This is a genomic window from Agromyces sp. S2-1-8, from assembly GCF_021129215.1.
Lineage (GTDB): Bacteria > Actinomycetota > Actinomycetes > Actinomycetales > Microbacteriaceae > Agromyces > Agromyces chromiiresistens.
Genome location: NZ_JAJOLP010000001.1, coordinates 175,532 through 194,488 on the forward strand (window position 1 = coordinate 175,532; position 18,957 = coordinate 194,488).

Below are 18,957 nucleotides of genomic sequence, written 5' to 3' on the forward strand. Positions count from 1 at the left end.
AGACGTACCCATCGTTCGGGGTACAGATGTACCCCGATCCGCAGACCACGAGGAGCAAGTCCCTCGGCAATGAGGTAGCTGCTATCAGACCCGCGGCCCCGGTTTTCAACCCGCGGAACCGGGGATCACGCGAAGCTCTCAGATCGTCCACCGCGACCGAGCCATTCGTCGCGGAGATGGCGCCACGCCCCCACCCCTCGAACGGGGAGTACCCCGGTCGATGCAAATGGGGGACACTCGATGCCAGGGTGCGTGTGGTTCCTTGGCAGGGCGGCGCCACCTCGGAGTTGCTCTCGTGGGTCGATGCCCGACAACGCGATCCCCTCGGGTTCAACTTCCGTTCTTCAGGTACGGCGACCGGCGCGAGGCTTCAGCTCTGCGCGAGCCGGAGGACCTTCTCGGTGAAGGAGCCCACCTCGCCGTGGCGCCTCGGCGCCTACGCCGTCGAGCCACCGGTCTGGTCGCGCAACGCCAGCCACTCCTGAAGCTCGATCAGATTCCCTTCCGGGTCCTCGAGATACGCGACCCGCAACCGATCGCCCATCGGCCCCGGATCCCGGGTGAACACCGCACCTCGCGAGCTCAGTTCGGCGTGCGCAGCGTCGAGGTCCTCCACCCGCAGCACGACCAGCGCGCGATACCCCTCCGGCGCCGACCCCAACCGCCCGAGCACGCCGGCCACCTGCGCCCGGTCCTGCAACGCGATCGCAGCGTGACCGGAGTCGAAGCTGAGCTTCGCGTACGGACCGCTCTCGGCCTCGAACTGCGGCTCGAGCCCGAGAACGTCGCGATAGAAGCGGTAGGCGGCGGGGAAGTCGGACACCAACAGGCGTATCTGAGTGAGTTCCATATCGACCTTCTTAGCGCGGTTCCAGCCTCGATCACTCAGCCCCTCAGCCCGCCGCCAGCCACACCGCGACGAGCGCGCCCGCGAGCATCGACGGCCCGAACGGGATCGAACCCCGCAGCGTCACCCGCTTGAGCGCGAGCGCGATGAGCGAGATCACCCCGCCGATCACGAATGCGGCGAGCAGGGCGACGAACCAGGCCGACAGGCCGAACCACCCGGCGACGAGGCCGATCACGAGGGCGAGCTTCACGTCGCCCATGCCCATCGCCGACGGCGAGATCAGGGCGAGCACGAAGTAGGCGGCGAACATCGCGGCGGCGCCCGCGAGCGCCCAGACGAGCCGCATCCACTCCCCCGTCGCCCACGTCGCAGGCACGAGCAGCACGCCCACCACGGCGAGCGCGGGGAACACGACCGCGTTCGGCAGCCGCTTCTCGGCGAGGTCGACGATCGCGAGCACCGTCGCGAACGCGGCGAACGCGACGAGCGCCGGCAGCAGCCACTCGAGGCCCACCCGCAGGGCGAGCAACCCGAACGTGACGGCGGCGGTCACGGCCGAGGCGACGCGGATCGTGCGCCGAGGCATCCGCCCGTGTTTCATCGAGTGCTCGGCCCACGCGGCCAGCGGCCACCAGCCCAGCACGAAACCGACGACCGCCAGAACGACCGAGAGGGATGTCTCGAGCAGGGGCATGCAGGCAGCGTAGCGCCCGCCGGGGCGGTGAACGGCGGCCTGTGCACAGCGGCGCTCCGTTCGGAGCACCCCGAACCGGTGCTGCCACGGATGCGGCGGCGAGCGTGCGATCGGACGATCGGCGCAGGGGTGTTCCCATGGCCACCGAAGCAGAGATCCACAGCTGGCTCGCCGACTACGAGCGCGACTGGGGCGGGTTGTGCCAGGCCCTCATGTGGCAGCTCGCGAACCGGTTCGGCACGATCGTCGACACGCCGACGCAGGCGATCGGCGCCTTCCGAACCGAGCGCAGCGCCGAGCGCGTGCACGACGGCACGCCGCCGCCCGGTGCGTTCCTCTACTGGGACTGGCGCGAAGACGGCCATGTCGGGTTCATGATGAACGACGGCCGCGTGCTCATGGCGTCGCACTTCCTCACCGAGCAGTGGGTCGACCACCACGCCGGCTGGATCACGCTCGACGACTACAACGACCAGAACACCGAGGCGACGTATCTCGGCTGGTCGTGGCGGAACGGCGGCAACACGTGCCCGTTCCGCGATGAGAGCACCCCTGTGGCCGACGTGACGAAGTTCCGGCGCTTCCAGTCCGACGGCCAGTTCGCGGTTCGCACGGCGTTCCAGCGCTTCCCCTACGTGACGAATCCGCGCCAGGAGAACCTCGCGGCCGGCACCGGCGGCCTCGGTCTCTACAGCCTCACGCTGAACCTCTCGCTCGACGACTTCCCCGCTGACGCCCAGATCGAGGGGATGCTGGTGCTCGAGCCCACGGCGGGCGACACGTCGACCGGCTATCGGTTCACCGTCGACGGGTCACCGACGGGCAGCGTCGAGGCCGCGATCCGCGCGAACGTGCTGGTCGAGTCGAACGCCTCGCTCTACCTCGAGCTGCGGCAGTCCGCCGGCCAACGCAACCCGCTGCTGACCTTCTGGGGCGCCGACGTGGCGAACCTGCCCGTCGAGTGAAATCACTGCACGGGGAGGACGCTCATGACCTTCGGCATCGACATCTCGGGCAGCCAGAACCCGTTCGACTACGAGGGGGCGCGCGACGAGGGCGTCGAGTTCATCATCGTGAAGGCCTCGGGCTTCAACACCGGCGAGCTGTACGTCGCCGACTGCTACCACCAGCACGTCGACGGCGCTCGCGCCGCGGGCCTCGCCGTCGGCCACTACTACCTCGTCGGCGCAGGCGACCCGGTCAGGCAGGCCGACCACTTCGTCGACCACCTGCACGACTACGACCCCCACCACGACGTGCTCGCGCTCGACAACGAACCCCTCGACTCGAACCCGGTGTTCTGGTCGCAGGACCAGGCCTTCGCGTTCCTCGCGCGCGTGCAGGCCCGCACGGGGATCCCGTGGTCGCGGCTCTGGCTGTACTGCCCGGCGTCGCTCACTCGAGACCGCCGACCGTGGCACCGCATCACCGACAAGGGAATCCGCATCTGGTGGTCGGCGTACGGCGGGTTCCCGACGGGTCATTCACCCGATCACGTGCCAGCCCTCGACGGTTCGGTCGATCGCTGGGACGTGCACCAGTTCTCGAGCAAGTCGCGGGTCGCGGGCCTCGAGATCGACGGCAACAGCTCACCCACCACCGTCGAAACGCTCTTCGGCGGCCAGACCGAGGAGGCCGACGTGGCCAAGTTCACACGATTCCAGGACGACACCCCGATCCGTCTCGACGAGGATTGGCACCGCTGCACGTACAGCGCCAACCCGCGCCGGGACAACCTGGCCGCCGGCACCGGCGGTCTCGGGCTCTACAGCATGGTCGTCAACCTCTACTTCGACGACTTCCCCGCCGACGCCCAGGTCGAGGGCACGCTGCTGCTCGAGTTCACCGAGGGCGGCAGCTCGCCGGGCTACAAGTTCACCGTCGACGGTTCGAAGACCCACAAGGTCGAGGCCGCCATCCCGGCGAACGTCAGGATCGCGACGAACGCCACCCTGCACCTCGAGCTCCGCAAGACCGCCGGTGACGACGGCCCGCTGCTCACCACGTGGGGCGTCGACGTCACGAACCTCACCGTGGAGTGAGGCGTCGGCACCTCACCCGCGCCGGCGCACCGCATTCGCGTAGACCCACACGTAGTTGTCGTGGCGGGTCGCGGGGTCGGGGTACTGCACGAGCACGGCGCCGCGCGTCCACGCGATCGCCGTACCCTCGACCTCGCGGGGCTCCTCGTACGCGACGCGATACCGGATCGTCGCCGTGACCGGCACCGCCTCGCGTGCGTCGTTGCGGCGACCCGTGCGACGCACCTCTGAGGTCGTGAGCGACACCGGTGCGCCACGCTTCGCCTGCGCGAGCAGGAGGTCGTCGGACCGCTCGTCGGCGCGCTCGGGGTAGCGCCGATTGGTGCCCATCTACGCCGCACCCGATCGACTCGTCGCGGGCACCACGTGAACGTCGCCGGTCGCCTGCACGTGGCCGTTCACGTGTAGGTCGCTTCGACGACCCAGCCGGAGGGCGCGAGGCGCAGGTCGAACACGAGCACATCGTCGCCGTCGGAACGGCCGGTGACCCGCCAGCCCGGAGCGAGCAGCACCTCGGCCGGCGGATGGCTGATGCCCGAGGGCCACTCGGGCTGGCGCGTGAGCGGCGTCGGGGTGTCGATGACCCGATACCTCGTGCCGTGATAGACGAGCCGCGCCGGCCGATCGGAGCCGTCGAGCCAGACGGCCACCGGTTCCGCCTCACTGAGCGTGAGCATCATGACCTCCCCACGAGTTCGAACAGATATTCGAAACTGTAAGCGAGATGTCCGCGACACGCCAAGACGTACGTTCGCCTGCGGCGCCTCGGGAACCTCGCGCAGCGAACGACGCCGCCCGCATCTCAGGGGCGATACTCAGGTGCAGGTGGTGATCTCGGTGCTTGACTCGCATAGTCTGAGCAGACCCGTCACCGATGGAGGAGCCATGAGCGCATACGTCATCGCCCTTGTTTCGACCAGCGCGATCACCGCTGCGGGCGCCCTGGTCGCCCTCACCGCCGTGATGGGCCACCGTCGACGACTCGCCGCCCCGGCACGCGACCCCCGACTGCAGCAGGAGCTCGCCGAGGTCCAGCGGCAGATCGATCAGGGTCGACGCAGCTTCTGACCCGTCGACGCGCGCCGGCGTTGCCCGACCGACGATAACGTGCGCGCGCCGCTCCTCGACCGACGGTGCGGCTACGCCACCTCGTCGCGCGACACGTCGACCATCTCGTCACGGGGCACGACCTTGACCCGCACGCGCTCCTCGGCCGCGCCGAGCGCCAGCTCGTGCTCGTCGAGGCGGTGCCAGCCGTCGAGATCGGTCCAGCGGATGCCGCGCGAGTCGAGCATCTCGATCACCGACTCCTCCGACGGCGACTCGGGGTGCCACCAATTTCCGAGGTCGTTGATGACGTGCTTGATGGTCTCCATCGCGTCCGACTTGGTGTGGCCGATGAGGCCGACGGGGCCGCGCTTGATCCAGCCGGTCGCGTACACGCCGTACATCTGGCGCGCCTCGCCCGTATCCTTGTCGCGAATGAGCACCTGGCCCTCGTGGTTCGGGATGACGCCGAACTTCTTGTCGAACGGCACCCCCGGCAGCGGCGACCCGAAGTAGCCGACGGCGCGGTACACCGCCTGGATCGGCAGCTCGCGGATCTCGCCCGTGCCGACGACCCCGCCCGCGCCATCCGACTTCGTGCGCTCCCAACGGATCGCGCCGACCTTGCCCGTGCCGTCGTCGACGATCTCGAGCGGCTTCGCGAAGAAGTGCAGGTGCAGCCGGCGCGACGCCTGGCCGACCTCTCGCTGACGCCACTGGTTCAGCACCTTGTCGATGACGAAGACCTGCTTGTTGCCCGACACGGCGGCACGCGCGGCGTCGTCGTAGTCGAAGTCCTCGTCGTAGACGATCATGTCGACGTCGCGCAGCTCGCCGAGCTCGCGCAGCTCGAGCGGCGTGAACTTCACCGACGTCGGGCCGCGACGGCCGAACACATGCACGTCGGTCAGGGGCGAGGCGGCGAGGCCAGCGGCGACGTTCGCGGGGATCTCGGTCACCATGAGGTCTTCGACGTGCTTCGCCAGCATGCGCGACACGTCGAGCGCCACGTTGCCGTTGCCGATCACGGCCACCTCGCGCGCCTCGAGCGGCCACGTGCGCGGCACGTCTGGGTGCCCGTCGAACCAGCTCACGAAGTCGGCCGCACCGTACGAGCCCTCGAGGTCGATGCCCGGAAGGTTCAGGGAGGCGTCGCGCACCGCACCGGTCGCGAAGATGACCGCGTTGTAGTGGTGCTTGAGGTCGTCGAGGGTGATGTCCTCGCCGAAGCGCACGTTGCCGAAGATGCGGATGTCTCCACGGTCGAGCACCTCGCGAAGCGCCGTGATGATGCCCTTGATGCGCGGGTGGTCGGGCGCGACGCCGTAGCGCACGAGACCGTACGGGGCCGGCAGGTGGTCGAACAGGTCGATCGAGACGTCGAAGTTGCGCTCGGCCTTCAGCAGGATGTCGGCGGCGTAGATGCCGGCGGGGCCGGCACCGACGATCGCCAGTCGCAGCTTGTTCCTCGTCACGTCTCTCCTCGTAGGTCTGTCGATGCCGCTCCAGCCGATCGGCCGAGACGGCATCGGTCTAACTCTGCCGGTCGACGACCGTCTCGGCGAACCTCGTCAGCGCCTTCTTCACGCTGCCGTCGGGCAGCGGGGCCAGCGCCGCGACCGCCTCGTGCGCCCAGCGGTGCGCCTCGGCGAGCGTCGCCTTCGTCGCCTCGTGCTCGCGCAGCTCGGCGACGATCGCGTCGACCGTCGCCCGCGACGGCACGATGCGCGAGGCCATGGTGTTCGTGTCGAGCGCGTCGCCGAGCTCGGCGGGCTTCGCCGGCAGCACGTCGCGCTCGATGCGGGCGTGGAGTTCGGCGGCCGAGGCATCCGTCTTCGCCATCTCCGCCAGCCGCAGCAGCGGCAGGGTGACGACACCGGCGCGCAGGTCGGTGCCGGGCACCTTGCCCGTCTCTTCGGGCTGGGGCGACAGGTCGATGACGTCGTCGATGAGCTGGAAGGCGACGCCGACCTTCTCGCCGAACTCGATGATGGGCGCTTCGAACGCCGGGTCGGCGCCCGAGAAGACGATGCCCGACTGCGCGGCCGCCGCGATGAGCGAGCCCGTCTTGTCGGCGAGCACCCGGATGTAGTGCTCGATCGGGTCGTCGGCGGGCGCCGGGCCGACGGTCTCGTGCAGCTGGCCCAGCACGAGCCGTTCGAACGTGTCGGCCTGCATCTTGATCGCCCGCTCGCCGAGGCTCGCCATGAGCTGGCTGGCACGTGCGAAGAGCAGGTCGCCCGTGAGGATCGCAACCGAGTTGCCCCACACCGAGTGGGCACTGGGTACGCCGCGACGCCGGTCGGAGTCGTCCATGACGTCGTCGTGGTACAGCGAGCCGAGGTGCGTGATCTCGATCGCCTCGGCGGCGGTCACGACGTCGTCGGTCACGCCGGCGCCGAGCTGCGCGGTCAGCAGGGTCAGCATGGGGCGAACCCGCTTGCCGCCCGCCTCGAGCAGGTACCGCGTCGAGACGTCGGCGATGGAGTCGGCGAACAGGACCTCGCGCACGAGACCCGCCTCGACGCGTTCGATGCCCTCGTCGATCGCTCGCGCCATGGCCTTGTCTGCGGCGGACGCGAAGACCCGCTCGCTCAGCCCGAGATTGGCGGCGAGCGCTGAGCCGCGACGTGCGACCGGGTGGCTCGGATTCACGCCTACCAGCCTACCGGTGCCGATATGCGGGCCCGTGTCACCGACGGCGAACGGATGCCTCGGGCTTCGCCGCTCAGGCGAGCGGCTTCGTCGCCCGGTGCAGTGCGACGACCCCCATCGTGAGGTTGCGCCACGCGACCTTGGTGTAGCCGGCCTCGCGGATCCAGCTCGCGAGGGCGGGCTGGTCGGGCCACGCCCTGATCGACTCGTTGAGGTACTCGTAGGCGGTGTCGTTCGAGCTCGAGAGCTTCACGAGCGGGGGCATCACGTAGCGCTGGTAGACGTCGTAGCCGAGTCGCACGAACGCGACCGGCGGGTGCGAGAACTCGCAGATCACGAGGCGGCCGCCGGGCTTCGTCACGCGGAAGAACTCGTCGAGCGCGCGCTTGGGCTCGTTGACGTTGCGCAGGCCGAACGAGATCGTGACGGCGTCGAACGAGGCGTCGTCGAACGGCAGCTTCGTCGCGTCGGCCTCGACGAACACCAGGTTCGGCACGTGCGCCTGACGGCTGCGGCCGACCTCGATCATGCCGGGCGAGAAGTCGGCGGCGACGACCGAGGCCCCCGACTTCGCGAGACTCGCGCTCGAGGTGCCCGTGCCGGCGGCGACGTCGAGGATGCGCTCGCCGGGCCTCGGGTCGACCGCGCGTGTCGTGGCGACCCGCCAGAGCGGGGCGTTGCCGACCGAGAGCACGTTGTTGGTGCGGTCGTACGCGGCGGCGACGCGATCGAACATCGCCGACACCTCGCGAGGGTCCTTGCCGAGGTCTGCGCGCGTCATCCCTCGAGTCTACCGGCGGGCGTCGCGCGCCGATGAGCCCGGTGCCGGTGCCGGATATGCCGGGTGCCGGCTACCCGCCGAACGCCTCGACGATCGGACGGAACTTCATGTCGGTCTCGGCGAGCTCCTCGGCCGGCACCGAGTCGTGCACGATGCCGCAACCGGCATACGCCGTCACCGTGCCGTCGGGGTCGACCTGCGCGCAGCGCAGCGCGATCGCCCACTCGCCGTCGCCGTCGCCGTCGACCCAACCCACGGGCCCCGCGTAGCGGCCCCGGTCGAAGCCCTCGAGCTCGGCGATCGCGCGCAGCGCGACCTTGCGCGGGGTGCCGGCGACCGCGGCCGTCGGGTGCACCGCGCGCACGAGGTCGAGCGAGTTCGACCCGTCGCCGAGCGTGCCCTTGAGGTCGGTCGCGAGGTGCCACAGGTTCGGCAGCTGCAGCGTGAACGGCTCGGGACTCGTGTCGAGCCGGGTGGTGTGCGGTGCGAGCCGCTGCACGGCGCTCGCGACCGCGAGCGCGTGCTCGGCCAGGTTCTTCTCGCTCGCCGCGAGGGTGGCGGCATGATCGCGGTCGGATGCCTCGCCGGCACCGCGCGGCGCCGTGCCCGCGAGCACGCGCGCCGACACGGTGCCGTGATCGACCCGCACGAGGGTCTCGGGGCTCGCGCCGATGAGTCCGTCGACGGCGAAGGTCCACGTGTCGGGGTAGTCCTCGGCGAGCCGGTTGATCGTGGCTCGCAGGCCCGCGTCGTCGCTCAGCGTGCCGACGAGCTGCCGCGCGAGCACCGCCTTCTCGAACTCGCCGGCGTCGATGCGGCGCACCGCCTCGGCGACGGCGCCCTCGTATGCCTCGGGCGGCATCGAACCGGGCTCGAAGGCGACCCGTGGGACCTGGCGCTTCGGCGACGGCTCGGGAATCGTCACCTCGGCGGGCGTCTCGAAGCCGATGCGGGTGACCCATGCGCGGCCTTCGCGACGACCGATGACGAGCTCGGGCACGATGAGCACGCTCGTCGCCGTCGACTCGTCGGCGAATGCGAACGCACCGAACGCGACGAGCCCCGTTCCCGGCAGGCCGACCCGGTCGTCGATGTCGGCGGCCCCCGCGAGCGAGGTCCACGCCGACGCGGCATCCTCGATGCGGGTGGCGCCCGACGACTCGATGCGCAGCACTTCGCCGAGTCCGACGATGCCCTCGCCGCGACGCAGCCAGACGAGCGGATGGCGGGGGTCGGTGCGCGGAATCAGGGGTTCGGTCTCGTCGACGGCCACCGTTCTGACCACGAGGCGCGCCCTGGCGTGCGTCTGACTCACCGCACCAGCCTACGCCCGCGCCCGACCGCGCCCGCCGGTCAGCTGGCGGCGAGACGCGCGCGCTCGGTCGCGAGGTCGAAGTCGGCCAGCGGCCACGACAGGTCCATGGCCTCGAGCGCGTCGATGAGCAGGTGCTGCACCGCGAGCCGCGCGTACCACTTGCGATCCGCCGGAATCACGTACCACGGGGCATCCGGCGTCGAAGTGCGGTCGAAGACCGCTTGGTAGGCCTCCTGGTAGGCGGGGGCGAGCACTCGCTCGTCGATGTCGCCGGGGTTGAACTTCCAGTGCTTGTCGGGGCGGTCGAGCCGTTCCTGCAGGCGCTCCTTCTGCTCGTCGCCCGAGATGTGCAGCATGACCTTGATGACGGTGGCGCCGCCCGCGACCTGACCGCGCTCGAACTCGTTGATCGCGTCGTAGCGGCGCTCGATCTCCTCGGGCGGGGCGAGTTCGCGCACCCGGCCGATGAGCACGTCCTCGTAGTGCGATCGGTCGAAGACGCCGATCATGCCCGGTCCGGGCGTCTCCTTGCTGATGCGCCAGAGGAAGTCGTGGCCGAGCTCCTCTTCGGTGGGCTTCTTGAACGATGCGAGCTGCACGCCCTGCGGGTCGACGGCGCCCATGACGTGCTTCACGATGCCGCCCTTGCCGGCGGTGTCCATCGCCTGCAGCACGAGCAGGATGCGGCGGCGGTGCCCGCCCATGCGGCTGCCGGCGAACAGCTTCTCCTGCAGCTCGGCGAGGATGCCGGCGCCTTCGTCGAGCGCGTCCTTGCCCTCGGACTTGCCGCCGTCGAAACCCGGGTGCGTGTCGGTCGGCGCATCGGCGAGGCGGAACCCCTCTCCCACGCGCAGCAGTTCGGAGGGATCGGCGGTCCAGAACGATTCGCGGCTCATGCGGCCATCCTGCCGGTGCCGCGGCGACCGCGGCAAGGGGTGGCCGAACGCCTCAGCGCGGGAGCGGCACCTCGAGGATCGTCGGCCCCTCGACCCGCTTCGCGAGCGCCTCGTCGAGCTCGCCTCGGGTCGTCGCGCGCAGGTATCCCCAGCCGTACGCGGTCGCGAGCGCGGCGACGTCGACGTGCTGCGGCGTGTACTGCACGCGGTCGAATGCGTCGGTCGGTGCCGTGCCGGCCACTTCGAGCGAATCGAAGATCGTGCCGCCGCCGTCGTTGCCGACGATCACGAGCAGCCGCGGCCGCGCCTCGCCGGCGCCGATCAGCATCGACCCGACATCGTGCAGCAGGGTCAGGTCGCCGATGAGGGCACGGGTCGTGCTCGAGTCGGCAGCACCGCCGCGGGATGCCTCGGCCGAGGCCGCGATCGACCGCTCGACCTGTTCGGCCGCGGCGAGCATGGCGGCGAGCTCTCCGCCCGCGGGCCGAGGCGTGGAATCCGAGTGGGTCGAGGAGCGAGAGGCGGGCGTCTCGGAACCCGGCTGCGGCTGGACTCGAGACGGGCGCTCCTCGACCGGCTCTTCCGCCGAGGCATCCAGCTGGCTCGCGATCGCGATGCCGAGCGCGGTGGCGACCGTTCCGTCGATGCCCGCGAGCCCGCGGTTCGCATGCGCCGCGATGCGGCGGCCGGGCACCGCCCGGTCGGCGTCGCGGATCAACCGCGACGCCCCGAACACGAGCCGGTCGTGCGGCCACGTCGCAGCCCAGACCGCGTCGACGAGCATGCGGCGCGTGATCGGCGCGCGCACCCCGTCGAGCTGGGCGCGCATGAACTCGCGATGCGCCTCGAAGTCGTGCACGTGCCCCGTCTCGTCGATGCCCGGCGAGACCGGCGGCGGCGCGGTCGGCAGGCCGGCGTCGACGACGATGCGGCTCGCATGCACCCAGCGCCGGACCCAGGCGCGCTCGTCGGGGGTCGGCGATGCGGGGTCGGCGTGCACGGCGCGTTCGAAGCGGCGCACGCGACGGCCCGGGTTGAACCATTCGACGCCCGACGGAGCGACGACGATCGACTCGACGTCGTCGCGCTGCACGAGCGCCGGCACCTCGCGCGACAGCGTCGGATGCCCGAACACGACGACCCGCTGCACCTGGTCGCCGAAGCCGGGCTCGCGCAGCAGCTCGCGGTAGGCGACGACGAGGTTCGGTCCGAAGTGCGCACCGCTCGTGACCTCGGCGATGAGCGGCCAGTCGCCCGCACGTGCGAACGCCTCGGCCTCGGGGCCGGCTCCGGCGCCCGCGACGACGACGGTGCGCGGGCCGCGGGCGATGAGGGCGCCGGTGGGGCCGCCCGGGTTTCGAGACGCTCCGACGCCGCTCTCCGACCCGCTCGAGGCGGCCGGGTTTCGTGACGCTCCGTCGTCGCTCGACGACCCGCTCCACGCCGACGACAGCGGTTCGCGCAGCTGCAGGTTCACGTGCACGGGTCCGGGCCCGGGGTGCGCGATGATCCCGCCGTCGAGGTCGCGCCCGAGCGCCGCGGCGAGCGCCTCGCGCGCGAGCCGCTCGGCGGCGGCCGCCTCGCCCGGGGCCCCCTCGGGCGCGGTCACGTCGCGTTCGAGCCGGACCGCTCCCGCGAAGATGCCGGGCTGCATGGTCGTCTGGTTCGAACGGATGCCGCGCATCTCGGCGGGGCGATCGGAGGTGACGAGCACGAGCGGAACCCCCGAGTGATGCGCCTCGAGCACCGCGGGATGCAGGTTCGCGACCGCCGTGCCCGAGGTCGTCACGACGACGGCGGGTCGGCCGGTCTCGACGGCGAGGCCGAGCGCGAGGAATCCGGCGCCGCGTTCGTCGATGCGCACATGCAGGCGCAGCCGGCCGAGCCGCTCGAACTCGGCGGCGGCGAGGGCGAGTGCCTGCGACCGCGACCCGGGTGCGACGACGACATCGGTGACCCCTGCCGCGGTCAGGGCGTCGAAGAGCGCGACCGAGTAGGCGGTGGCGGGGGCGGTCTCGAAACGCTCGCCGGCGCTCACCGCTCGACCACCGGGGCGGGCTCAGGCATTCGGGCGGCCCGTGGATCCGGGCTCCCCCGGCTTGTCGGGGTTCTCGGGGTGCGTGCCGGGTTCGGCCTGGTGGCCGGCGTTGCGGCCGTCGGCCGAGGCATCGGGCTCGCCGTCGAGGTCGGCGAGTTCCGCTTCGAGGCGACGGATCCGCTCTTCCTGTGCCGCGTCGACGCCGAGGCGACGCAGGAAGTCGGCGTCGTCGTCGGGGGCGACCGTGCGGAGTCGGCCGCTGGGCATGCGTTCGGCGCGGGCGCGGCCGACGAAGAACCAGAGCAGCCCGCCGATCACGGGAATGACGAGGATCACGACGATCCACCATCCACGGGCGATGCCCCGGATGCGGGAGCGATCGATCAGGGCGCAGTCGACGACCGCGTAGATCATGAAGATCGCCACGGCGACGACGAGTCCGAAGAGCAGCCGTGCCATGCCCCAAGTCTATGCTCGCCGGGTCACGGCAGGCTGGGAGTCGCGTGCAGTCTCCGCGCCTACACTGTCAGGGTGAAATCCGTACCCGTCTGGATCTGGTACACGGCCATTCGCGTCGTGCTGTTCGCCGCGCCGCTCGCCGTGCTGCTGATCGCGGGGGTGAACGTGTGGGTGTCGGCGATCGTCGCCGCCCTGTTCGGGCTGAGCGCATCGCTCATCTTCCTGCGCAAGCCGCGCAACGCGATGTCGAGCGACCTCTACGAGGCGCGCCACCGCGAGAAGCCGCTCGTGCGCGAGGACGACGCCGAAGAGGACGCGGCGCTCGACGCCGCTTCGCGCGACGCGGATGCCTCGGCCGACGCCGCACGCAAGCCCGAGTAGCTCAGCCAACCGGCGTCAGAACGCGAGCACGAGCCCCAGTCCGACGCCGTAGACGAGCGCCGTCAGGCTCGTGAGCTGCAGCGCCGTGATGAGTTCGCGCGGCGTCTTCGCGGTGAGCACGATGAGGCACGCCGGCAGCAGGGCGAGCAGCGCGAACTGCACGAGCCACGCCGTCGGGTAGAAGATCGCGAGGAAGCCGGCGATCGCGAACGGCACGAGCGCGAACACGACGAAGAGCACCCTGCCCGCGCGCTCGCCCACGAGCACGGCGAGGGTGCGCTTGCCGGCGAGCTTGTCCTGTGCGACGTCGCGCAGGTTGTTGGCCATGAGCACGGCGCACGCGAGCAGCCCGGTGCCGACGCCGCCGAGCCACGCCTCGAGGTTGACGGTGAGCGCCTGCACGTACGCCGAACCGGCGGTCGCGACGAGGCCGAAGAACACGAACACGAACAGCTCGCCGAGCCCGTAGTAGCCGTACGGGTGCTTGCCGCCGGTGTAGAACCAGGCTGCGACGATCGCGACCGCTCCGATCGCGAGCAGCCACCACTGCTGGGTCACGACGACGAGCGCGAGGCCCGCGAGGGCCGCGATCGCGAAGAACGCGAGGGCGACGGCGAGCACGTGCTTCGGCTTCGCCGCACCCGACCCGGTGAGTCGTGCTGGGCCGACCCGGTGGTCGTCGGTGCCGCGCACCCCGTCGGAGTAGTCGTTCGCGTAGTTGACGCCGATCTGCAGCGCGAGCGCGACGACGAGGGCGAGCAGGGCGCGGGCGGGATGCCACGGGCCTTCGGCGATCGCGAGCACGCCGGCGCCCGTGCCGAGCGCCACCGGGGCGATCGCGAGCGGAAGGGTGCGCAGGCGCGCGCCTGAGATCCAGTCGGCGGCGGTCGCGGGGCCGACCGGCTTCGCCGCCTCGACGCGGCCGGAGGCCTTCGCGGGGTTTCCCGATCGGCTGTGCGTGCGCGGGCGCTTCGCAGGCTGGTCGGCTGGGGTCATCCGTTGGGGTTTCGGGCGTGCCACACGGCCATGCTAGTTCGCGCGGCTATGGGGTCGCTCAGCGCAGGTCGGTCGAGGAGGCGCGCAGCGCCGGATCGAGACCACGCCGGCCAGGTGGCCTCGATACGCTCCTCCGTCGCTACTCGACCGACCGCCTCACCGCACGTCCTTCACGACGTCGAGGTATCGCGCGACCACCTCGAGCTCGGCGACGGTGAACCCCTCGTGCGCCCGCCGCATGCCCTCGAGGATGTCGCGGTACGGGTCGTCGTCGCCGCCCGCACCTGCACCGGCGAGCGCGCCGGGCGCGAGCTGCACGACCACGCGGCGGCGGTCGGCCGGGTCGTGCGATCGCTCGATGTAGCCCTGCTTCTCGAGGCGGTCGAGCACGCGCGTCGTCGTGCTCGTCGGCAGCTCGGTCGCCTGGCTGACCTCACCGGCCGTCATGGGTGCGCCGCTGCGGGCGATGAACCCGAGCGCCTGCAGGTCGACGACGTTGATGCCCATCGACCGCGCGATGCGCTCGTTGCTCATGACCGACGACGCGATGACGAGCTGCATGAGCTCGGAGATGCGCGCGGAGATCTCGGCCTTGCTTGACATCCCGACGGCACCCTTCTACTCTCTCCAATGTGGGATTATCCCATATCGGAACTATTCCGTTTCGGAACCAAACCCAGCATACGAAAGGACGGCCGCCATGGCCACCGCACCTCGCCGAGGACTCGCCATCGGCATCCTGCTCTTCGCCTCGTTCATGGACCTGCTCGACGTCACCATCGTGCAGGTCGCCCTGCCGACGATCGGCGCCGACCTCGAGGCATCCGAATCGCAACTCGAATGGATCGTGAGCGGCTACATGCTCGCCTTCGCGGTCGCCCTCATCACGGGCGGCCGGCTCGGCGACCTGTTCGGGCGGCGGCGCATCTTCCTCATCGGCATCGGTGGGTTCACCCTCGCCTCTGCCGCCGCGTCGCTCGCCTGGTCGGGCGACGTGCTCGTCGTCACCCGCATCCTGCAGGGGCTGTTCGCCGCGCTCATGGTGCCGCAGCTGCTCGCCTCGGTGCAGGCGCTGTTCTCGCCGCGCGAGCGCGCGCCCATGTACGGCCTCATCGGCGGCGTCAGCGGACTCGCCGCGGTCGCCGGCCCCGTGCTCGGCGGGTGGCTCATCGACGCCGACCTGTGGGGGCTCGGCTGGCGCACGGTGTTCCTCATCAACATCCCGGTCGGCATCGTCATCTTCGTGCTCGCCGCGATCTTCGTGCCCGAGACCCGCTCGTCGCGGCCGATGCGCCTCGACCTCACGGGCGTGGTGCTGCTCAGCGCCGTCGTGCTCGCGTTCATGGTGCCGCTCGTCGAGGGGCAGTCGCTCGGCTGGCCGGCGTGGCTGTGGTGGCCGGTCGCCGCCGGCGTGGCGCTGCTCGGCGTGTTCGTCGTCGTCGAGCGCCGGCGTATGCGCCGTGACGGATCGGCCCTGCTGCCGATGCCGCTCTTCGCCGATCGCGGCTTCTCGGCCGGCATCGTCACGCAGGCCGCGTTCCAGGGCGCGCTCAACGCCTTCACGCTGCCGTTCATCGTCTACCTGCAGATCGCCCTCGGCTTCGATGCGCTCACCGCAGGGCTCAACCTGCTCGCCTTCAGCCTCGGCGCGATGGTCGGCACGGGCGTCGTCATCCCGCTCGTCGCGCGGGTCGGCAAGTACCTCGTGACGCTCGGCGCCGTGACGCTCGCCGCCGGCGTGCTGTGGACGTTCGCGATCGTCGCCGACACCGGCGCCGCGTTCACGGGCTGGGCGGCGGTCTGGCCGATGCTCATCGCCGGCATCGGGCTCGCGCTGCTCGTGATCCCGCTCGTCGATGTCGCGCTCGCGACCGTGCCGGTCACCGACGCCGGGGCCGCCTCCGGGGCGTACAGCACGTTCCAGCAGCTCGGCGCGGCGGCGGGCGTGGCGATCTCGACGACCGTGTTCTTCTCGATCGTCGGCGACGACTGGAGCCGCGAGCACGTGCTCACCGCCCTGCAGGCCTCGGTCTGGGTCGCGGTCGCCGGTTTCGCGATCGCCGCCGTCGCGAGCCTGCTGCTGCCCGGGCGGGCCGCCGTGCAGGCCCACCTCGACGAGGAGCGCCGGCTCGCCGAGGGCGACGCCGCGATCGAGGCGGATGCCGCGGTCGAGGCGGGCGCCGCGGTCGAGGCGGGCGCCGCGGTCGAGGCGGGCGCCGCGGTCGAGGCGGGCGCCGCGGTCGAGGCGGGCGCCGCGGTCGAGGCGGGCGCCGCGTCCGCGACGCCGATCGTCGTCGCGACGGGCCCCGCCGTGGCGGGCTGATCCCCACGCGCGGATCCCCGCGCGCGGCCCGCACCCCACCGGTGCGCGAGTCGCCGGAACGTGCGCTTCGCCGACCCGGGAATCGCATTTTCCGGCGAGTCGTGCGACACGAGGCGGGTGGCACGTCAGCACCGCGCGGCGAGTCGCCGAAAGTTGCGCTTCGCCGGGCCGGGAAGCGCACGTTTCGGCGAGTCGTGCGCGGGGGGACGGGTTGCGGCGGCGAGTCAGCGCGGCGCGGCGGCGAGGGCCGCGAGGGCCCGGCGGTCGGGCTTGCCCGAGGCGAGCAGGGGCCAGGGGTCGGCGACCACGAGCCGCACGGGCCGGGCGGCGGGGCCGAGGCCCGAGGCATCCGTCGCCTCGCGGAGCCGGCCGAGCTCGAACTCCTCGTCGTCGACCTCGACGCCCTCCGTGCCGGCGCCCACGACGACCGCCGCCCGCTCGCCCCACTCGGGGTCGGGCACCGCGACGACGACCGCGTCGCCGCATCCGGACAGCCGGCGCACCGCGCGCTCGACCTCGCCGAGCACGACCTTCACGCCGCCCGAGATCATGACGTCGTCGGCGCGTCCGCGCACGCGCAGCCGGCCGGTGCCGGCATCGAACTCGCCGAGGTCGCCCGTGCGGTACCAGCGCACGCCGCGATCGACGACGAACGCCGCCGCGGTGCGCTCGGGGTCGTCGAGGTAGCCGTCGGCGAGGCTCGAGCCGCCGAGCTCGATCGAGCCGTCGTCGAAGCGGATGCGCGTGTCACCGATCGGCAGCCCGTCGTACACGCACCCGCCCGCGGTCTCGCTCGAACCGTAGGTGCGCACGATGCGCGCACCGAGCGCGTCGGCCCGGGCCGCGACCTCGGCGCCGAGCGCCTGCCCGCCGACGAGGATCGCGTCGAACGACCGCAGCGCCGCCGCGATGAACGCGTCGCGCTCGGCCGCCTCGACGACCCGGCCGAGCTGCACCGGCACGAGCGACGTGTAGTGCGGCACGTCGGGCAGCATGCGGGCGGATGCCTCGGCGAACGCCGCGGGCCTGAAGCCGCCCCCTCCCCCGTCGCCGACCACGACGGCCTCGGTACCGGCGACGATGCCGCGAACGAGCACCTGCGCCCCCGCGATGTAGTGACCCGGCAGGGCGAGCAGCCACTGCCCGGGCCCGCCGAGCGCATCGTGGGTCGCGTGCGCGCTCGCCTCGAGCGCGCCGGCCGACAGCAGCACGCGCTTCGGGCGGTCGGTCGACCCGCTCGTCTCGACCACGAGCGCGACGGCGTCGTCGACCTCGCGGCCCGCGACGCGCGCCGCCGCACGATCCGGGGCTGCATCTTGGCGGAAATCGTGGGCCATCTCATCCGCCGCCTGCGGGACTGCTCCCCCGGAAGCGGCCGGGCCGGGCACCGGCCAGACGGCGGGGCCGCCGTCGAGCGCGGCGGTCAGCGCGGCGGTCAGCGCCGAGGCATCCTCGGCCGCAACCTGCACGAGCGGTTTCATGTCACCGCCCGAGCTAGAAGTGCCACGGGTACGGCCCCCAGTCGGGGTCGCGCTTCTCGAGGAACGCGTCGCGGCCCTCGACCGCTTCATCCGTTCCGTAGGCGAGCCGGGTCGCCTCACCGGCGAAGACCTGCTGGCCGACCATGCCGTCGTCGACCGCGTTGAACGCGAACTTCAGCATGCGGATCGCCGTCGGCGACTTCGTGAGGATCGTGCGCGCCATCGCGATCGCCTCGCGCTCGAGCTCGGCGTGCGGCACGACCCGGTTCACGGCGCCCATCTCGTAGGCGCGGTCGGCCGAGTACTCCTCGGCGAGGAAGAAGACCTCGCGCGCGAACTTCTGACCGGTCTGGCGGGCGAAGTACGCCGAGCCGTAACCGGCATCGAAGGAACCCACGTCGGCATCGGTCTGCTTGAAGCGCCCGTGCTCGCGCGATGCGATCGTGAGGTCGCAGACCACGTGGAGCGAGTGCCCGCCACCGGCCGCCCAGCCGGGCACGACCGCGACGACGACCTTCGGCATGAAGCGGATGAGCCGCTGCACCTCGAGGATGTGCAGGCGGCCGACCGCCGCGTGCCCGTGCGGGTCGGCGGTGCCGCCCGCACCGTCGACGATCGCGGTCTCGGCGTCGGAGTACTTGTAGCCGTCGCGTCCGCGGATGCGCTGGTCGCCGCCCGAGCAGAACGCCCAGCCGCCGTCCTTCGGGCTCGGGCCGTTGCCCGTGAGCAGCACGACGCCGATGCGCGGGTTCGTGCGGGCGTCCTCGAGGGCGCGGTACAGCTCGTCGACCGTGTGCGGGCGGAACGCGTTGCGCACCTCGGGCCGGTCGAACGCGATGCGCGCGATGCGGCCGTCGAGCGAGTGGTGGTAGGTGATGTCGGTGAACGACGCCCCGACCGGAGCCTCGGCCCACTCGCCCGGATCGAACAGTTCGGAGACCTCGGCGCTCATGCACCCAAGCCTATTGCGGCGCCCGCCGGCGGGCGGGCCGGCCCGCG

Annotated in this window: 20 protein-coding genes; 5 read left to right on the forward strand and 15 right to left on the reverse strand. The window is 71.6% G+C overall.

Features of this window, described 5'->3' with window-relative positions; translation table 11 throughout:
• Window positions 1–436: 436 nt before the first annotated feature.
• Window positions 437–850 carry a VOC family protein gene (locus tag LR269_RS00760; RefSeq protein WP_231428807.1) on the reverse strand — a complete coding sequence of 138 codons (414 nt, stop codon included), beginning with the start codon at window positions 848–850 and terminating at the stop codon, window positions 437–439.
• Between the two features lie 43 nt (window positions 851–893).
• A complete protein-coding gene (locus tag LR269_RS00765) occupies window positions 894–1,544 on the reverse strand; it encodes an A24 family peptidase (RefSeq protein ID WP_231428808.1) in 651 nt (216 codons plus the stop codon).
• Window positions 1,545–1,681: 137 nt separating this feature from the next.
• Between LR269_RS00765 and LR269_RS00770 the strand changes: the two genes are divergently transcribed.
• A complete protein-coding gene (locus LR269_RS00770; RefSeq protein ID WP_231428809.1) occupies window positions 1,682–2,509 on the forward strand; it encodes a hypothetical protein in 828 nt (275 codons plus the stop codon).
• Window positions 2,510–2,533: 24 nt separating this feature from the next.
• Window positions 2,534–3,586 carry a glycoside hydrolase family 25 protein gene (locus LR269_RS00775; protein ID WP_231428810.1) on the forward strand — a complete coding sequence of 351 codons (1,053 nt, stop codon included), beginning with the start codon at window positions 2,534–2,536 and terminating at the stop codon, window positions 3,584–3,586.
• A gap of 12 nt (window positions 3,587–3,598) precedes the next feature.
• Here the strand turns inward: LR269_RS00775 and LR269_RS00780 are convergent, their stop codons facing one another.
• Both LR269_RS00780 and LR269_RS00785 read right to left on the reverse strand, forming a co-directional pair.
• Window positions 3,599–3,916: a hypothetical protein gene (locus LR269_RS00780; RefSeq protein WP_231428811.1), complete on the reverse strand. Its 318-nt coding sequence runs from the start codon at window positions 3,914–3,916 to the stop codon at window positions 3,599–3,601.
• Window positions 3,917–3,984: 68 nt separating this feature from the next.
• Window positions 3,985–4,263: a hypothetical protein gene (locus LR269_RS00785; protein ID WP_231428812.1), complete on the reverse strand. Its 279-nt coding sequence runs from the start codon at window positions 4,261–4,263 to the stop codon at window positions 3,985–3,987.
• A gap of 208 nt (window positions 4,264–4,471) precedes the next feature.
• Between LR269_RS00785 and LR269_RS00790 the strand changes: the two genes are divergently transcribed.
• Window positions 4,472–4,654 carry a hypothetical protein gene (locus LR269_RS00790; RefSeq protein ID WP_231428813.1) on the forward strand — a complete coding sequence of 61 codons (183 nt, stop codon included), beginning with the start codon at window positions 4,472–4,474 and terminating at the stop codon, window positions 4,652–4,654.
• Between the two features lie 71 nt (window positions 4,655–4,725).
• On the opposite strand, the gene LR269_RS00795 is transcribed toward LR269_RS00790, so the two are convergent.
• The 7 genes from LR269_RS00795 to LR269_RS00825 form a co-directional block, all read right to left on the reverse strand.
• A complete protein-coding gene (locus LR269_RS00795) occupies window positions 4,726–6,162 on the reverse strand; it encodes an FAD-dependent oxidoreductase (RefSeq protein ID WP_374201059.1) in 1,437 nt (478 codons plus the stop codon).
• Window positions 6,163–6,166: 4 nt separating this feature from the next.
• Window positions 6,167–7,288, reverse strand: a complete 1,122-nt coding sequence (locus tag LR269_RS00800; protein WP_231428815.1) for a polyprenyl synthetase family protein — start codon at window positions 7,286–7,288, stop codon at window positions 6,167–6,169.
• Between the two features lie 73 nt (window positions 7,289–7,361).
• Window positions 7,362–8,069, reverse strand: a complete 708-nt coding sequence (locus LR269_RS00805; RefSeq protein WP_231428816.1) for a class I SAM-dependent methyltransferase — start codon at window positions 8,067–8,069, stop codon at window positions 7,362–7,364.
• A 70-nt stretch (window positions 8,070–8,139) separates the two neighbouring features.
• On the reverse strand, window positions 8,140–9,384 hold the full coding sequence (locus tag LR269_RS00810; RefSeq protein ID WP_231428817.1) for an isochorismate synthase MenF: 1,245 nt from the start codon (window positions 9,382–9,384) through the stop codon (window positions 8,140–8,142).
• Between the two features lie 38 nt (window positions 9,385–9,422).
• On the reverse strand, window positions 9,423–10,280 hold the full coding sequence (locus tag LR269_RS00815) for a polyphosphate kinase 2 family protein (RefSeq protein ID WP_231428818.1): 858 nt from the start codon (window positions 10,278–10,280) through the stop codon (window positions 9,423–9,425).
• 52 nt (window positions 10,281–10,332) lie between these two features.
• On the reverse strand, window positions 10,333–12,318 hold the full coding sequence (menD, locus tag LR269_RS00820; protein ID WP_231428819.1) for a 2-succinyl-5-enolpyruvyl-6-hydroxy-3-cyclohexene-1-carboxylic-acid synthase: 1,986 nt from the start codon (window positions 12,316–12,318) through the stop codon (window positions 10,333–10,335).
• 21 nt (window positions 12,319–12,339) lie between these two features.
• Window positions 12,340–12,777 carry a PLDc N-terminal domain-containing protein gene (locus tag LR269_RS00825; protein ID WP_231428820.1) on the reverse strand — a complete coding sequence of 146 codons (438 nt, stop codon included), beginning with the start codon at window positions 12,775–12,777 and terminating at the stop codon, window positions 12,340–12,342.
• A 72-nt stretch (window positions 12,778–12,849) separates the two neighbouring features.
• Here LR269_RS00825 and LR269_RS00830 point away from each other — a divergent pair, with 72 nt between their 5' ends.
• Window positions 12,850–13,158, forward strand: a complete 309-nt coding sequence (locus tag LR269_RS00830; RefSeq protein WP_231428821.1) for a DUF4229 domain-containing protein — start codon at window positions 12,850–12,852, stop codon at window positions 13,156–13,158.
• A 15-nt stretch (window positions 13,159–13,173) separates the two neighbouring features.
• On the opposite strand, the gene LR269_RS00835 is transcribed toward LR269_RS00830, so the two are convergent.
• Window positions 13,174–14,154 (reverse strand): 1,4-dihydroxy-2-naphthoate polyprenyltransferase, encoded by a 981-nt coding sequence (locus LR269_RS00835; RefSeq protein ID WP_231428822.1) that lies wholly within the window; start codon window positions 14,152–14,154, stop codon window positions 13,174–13,176.
• A gap of 156 nt (window positions 14,155–14,310) precedes the next feature.
• Window positions 14,311–14,757: a MarR family winged helix-turn-helix transcriptional regulator gene (locus LR269_RS00840; RefSeq protein WP_231428823.1), complete on the reverse strand. Its 447-nt coding sequence runs from the start codon at window positions 14,755–14,757 to the stop codon at window positions 14,311–14,313.
• Window positions 14,758–14,854: 97 nt separating this feature from the next.
• Here LR269_RS00840 and LR269_RS00845 point away from each other — a divergent pair, with 97 nt between their 5' ends.
• On the forward strand, window positions 14,855–16,477 hold the full coding sequence (locus LR269_RS00845; protein ID WP_231428824.1) for an MFS transporter: 1,623 nt from the start codon (window positions 14,855–14,857) through the stop codon (window positions 16,475–16,477).
• A 224-nt stretch (window positions 16,478–16,701) separates the two neighbouring features.
• On the opposite strand, the gene LR269_RS00850 is transcribed toward LR269_RS00845, so the two are convergent.
• Window positions 16,702–17,958 (reverse strand): AMP-binding protein, encoded by a 1,257-nt coding sequence (locus LR269_RS00850; RefSeq protein WP_231428825.1) that lies wholly within the window; start codon window positions 17,956–17,958, stop codon window positions 16,702–16,704.
• A 13-nt stretch (window positions 17,959–17,971) separates the two neighbouring features.
• The gene (locus LR269_RS00855) at window positions 17,972–18,910 is read right to left on the reverse strand and encodes a 1,4-dihydroxy-2-naphthoyl-CoA synthase (RefSeq protein ID WP_231428826.1); all 939 of its coding nucleotides are present in this window, start codon (window positions 18,908–18,910) and stop codon (window positions 17,972–17,974) included.
• Window positions 18,911–18,957 lie beyond the last annotated feature (47 nt).

Bases quoted from the DNA above. Each gene is read 5' to 3' on its own strand.
- LR269_RS00760 (WP_231428807.1), bottom strand. From the start codon at position 850: ATGGAACTCACTCAGATACGCCTGTTGGTGTCCGACTTCCCCGCCGCC.
- LR269_RS00765 (WP_231428808.1), bottom strand. From the start codon at position 1,544: ATGCCCCTGCTCGAGACATCCCTCTCGGTCGTTCTGGCGGTCGTCGGT.
- LR269_RS00770 (WP_231428809.1), top strand. From the start codon at position 1,682: ATGGCCACCGAAGCAGAGATCCACAGCTGGCTCGCCGACTACGAGCGC.
- LR269_RS00775 (WP_231428810.1), top strand. From the start codon at position 2,534: ATGACCTTCGGCATCGACATCTCGGGCAGCCAGAACCCGTTCGACTAC.
- LR269_RS00780 (WP_231428811.1), bottom strand. From the start codon at position 3,916: ATGGGCACCAATCGGCGCTACCCCGAGCGCGCCGACGAGCGGTCCGAC.
- LR269_RS00785 (WP_231428812.1), bottom strand. From the start codon at position 4,263: ATGCTCACGCTCAGTGAGGCGGAACCGGTGGCCGTCTGGCTCGACGGC.
- LR269_RS00790 (WP_231428813.1), top strand. From the start codon at position 4,472: ATGAGCGCATACGTCATCGCCCTTGTTTCGACCAGCGCGATCACCGCT.
- LR269_RS00795 (WP_374201059.1), bottom strand. From the start codon at position 6,162: ATGCCGTCTCGGCCGATCGGCTGGAGCGGCATCGACAGACCTACGAGG.
- LR269_RS00805 (WP_231428816.1), bottom strand. From the start codon at position 8,069: ATGACGCGCGCAGACCTCGGCAAGGACCCTCGCGAGGTGTCGGCGATG.
- LR269_RS00815 (WP_231428818.1), bottom strand. From the start codon at position 10,280: ATGAGCCGCGAATCGTTCTGGACCGCCGATCCCTCCGAACTGCTGCGC.
- LR269_RS00825 (WP_231428820.1), bottom strand. From the start codon at position 12,777: ATGGCACGGCTGCTCTTCGGACTCGTCGTCGCCGTGGCGATCTTCATG.
- LR269_RS00835 (WP_231428822.1), bottom strand. From the start codon at position 14,154: ATGACCCCAGCCGACCAGCCTGCGAAGCGCCCGCGCACGCACAGCCGA.
- LR269_RS00840 (WP_231428823.1), bottom strand. From the start codon at position 14,757: ATGTCAAGCAAGGCCGAGATCTCCGCGCGCATCTCCGAGCTCATGCAG.
- LR269_RS00845 (WP_231428824.1), top strand. From the start codon at position 14,855: ATGGCCACCGCACCTCGCCGAGGACTCGCCATCGGCATCCTGCTCTTC.
- LR269_RS00850 (WP_231428825.1), bottom strand. From the start codon at position 17,958: ATGAAACCGCTCGTGCAGGTTGCGGCCGAGGATGCCTCGGCGCTGACC.
- LR269_RS00855 (WP_231428826.1), bottom strand. From the start codon at position 18,910: ATGAGCGCCGAGGTCTCCGAACTGTTCGATCCGGGCGAGTGGGCCGAG.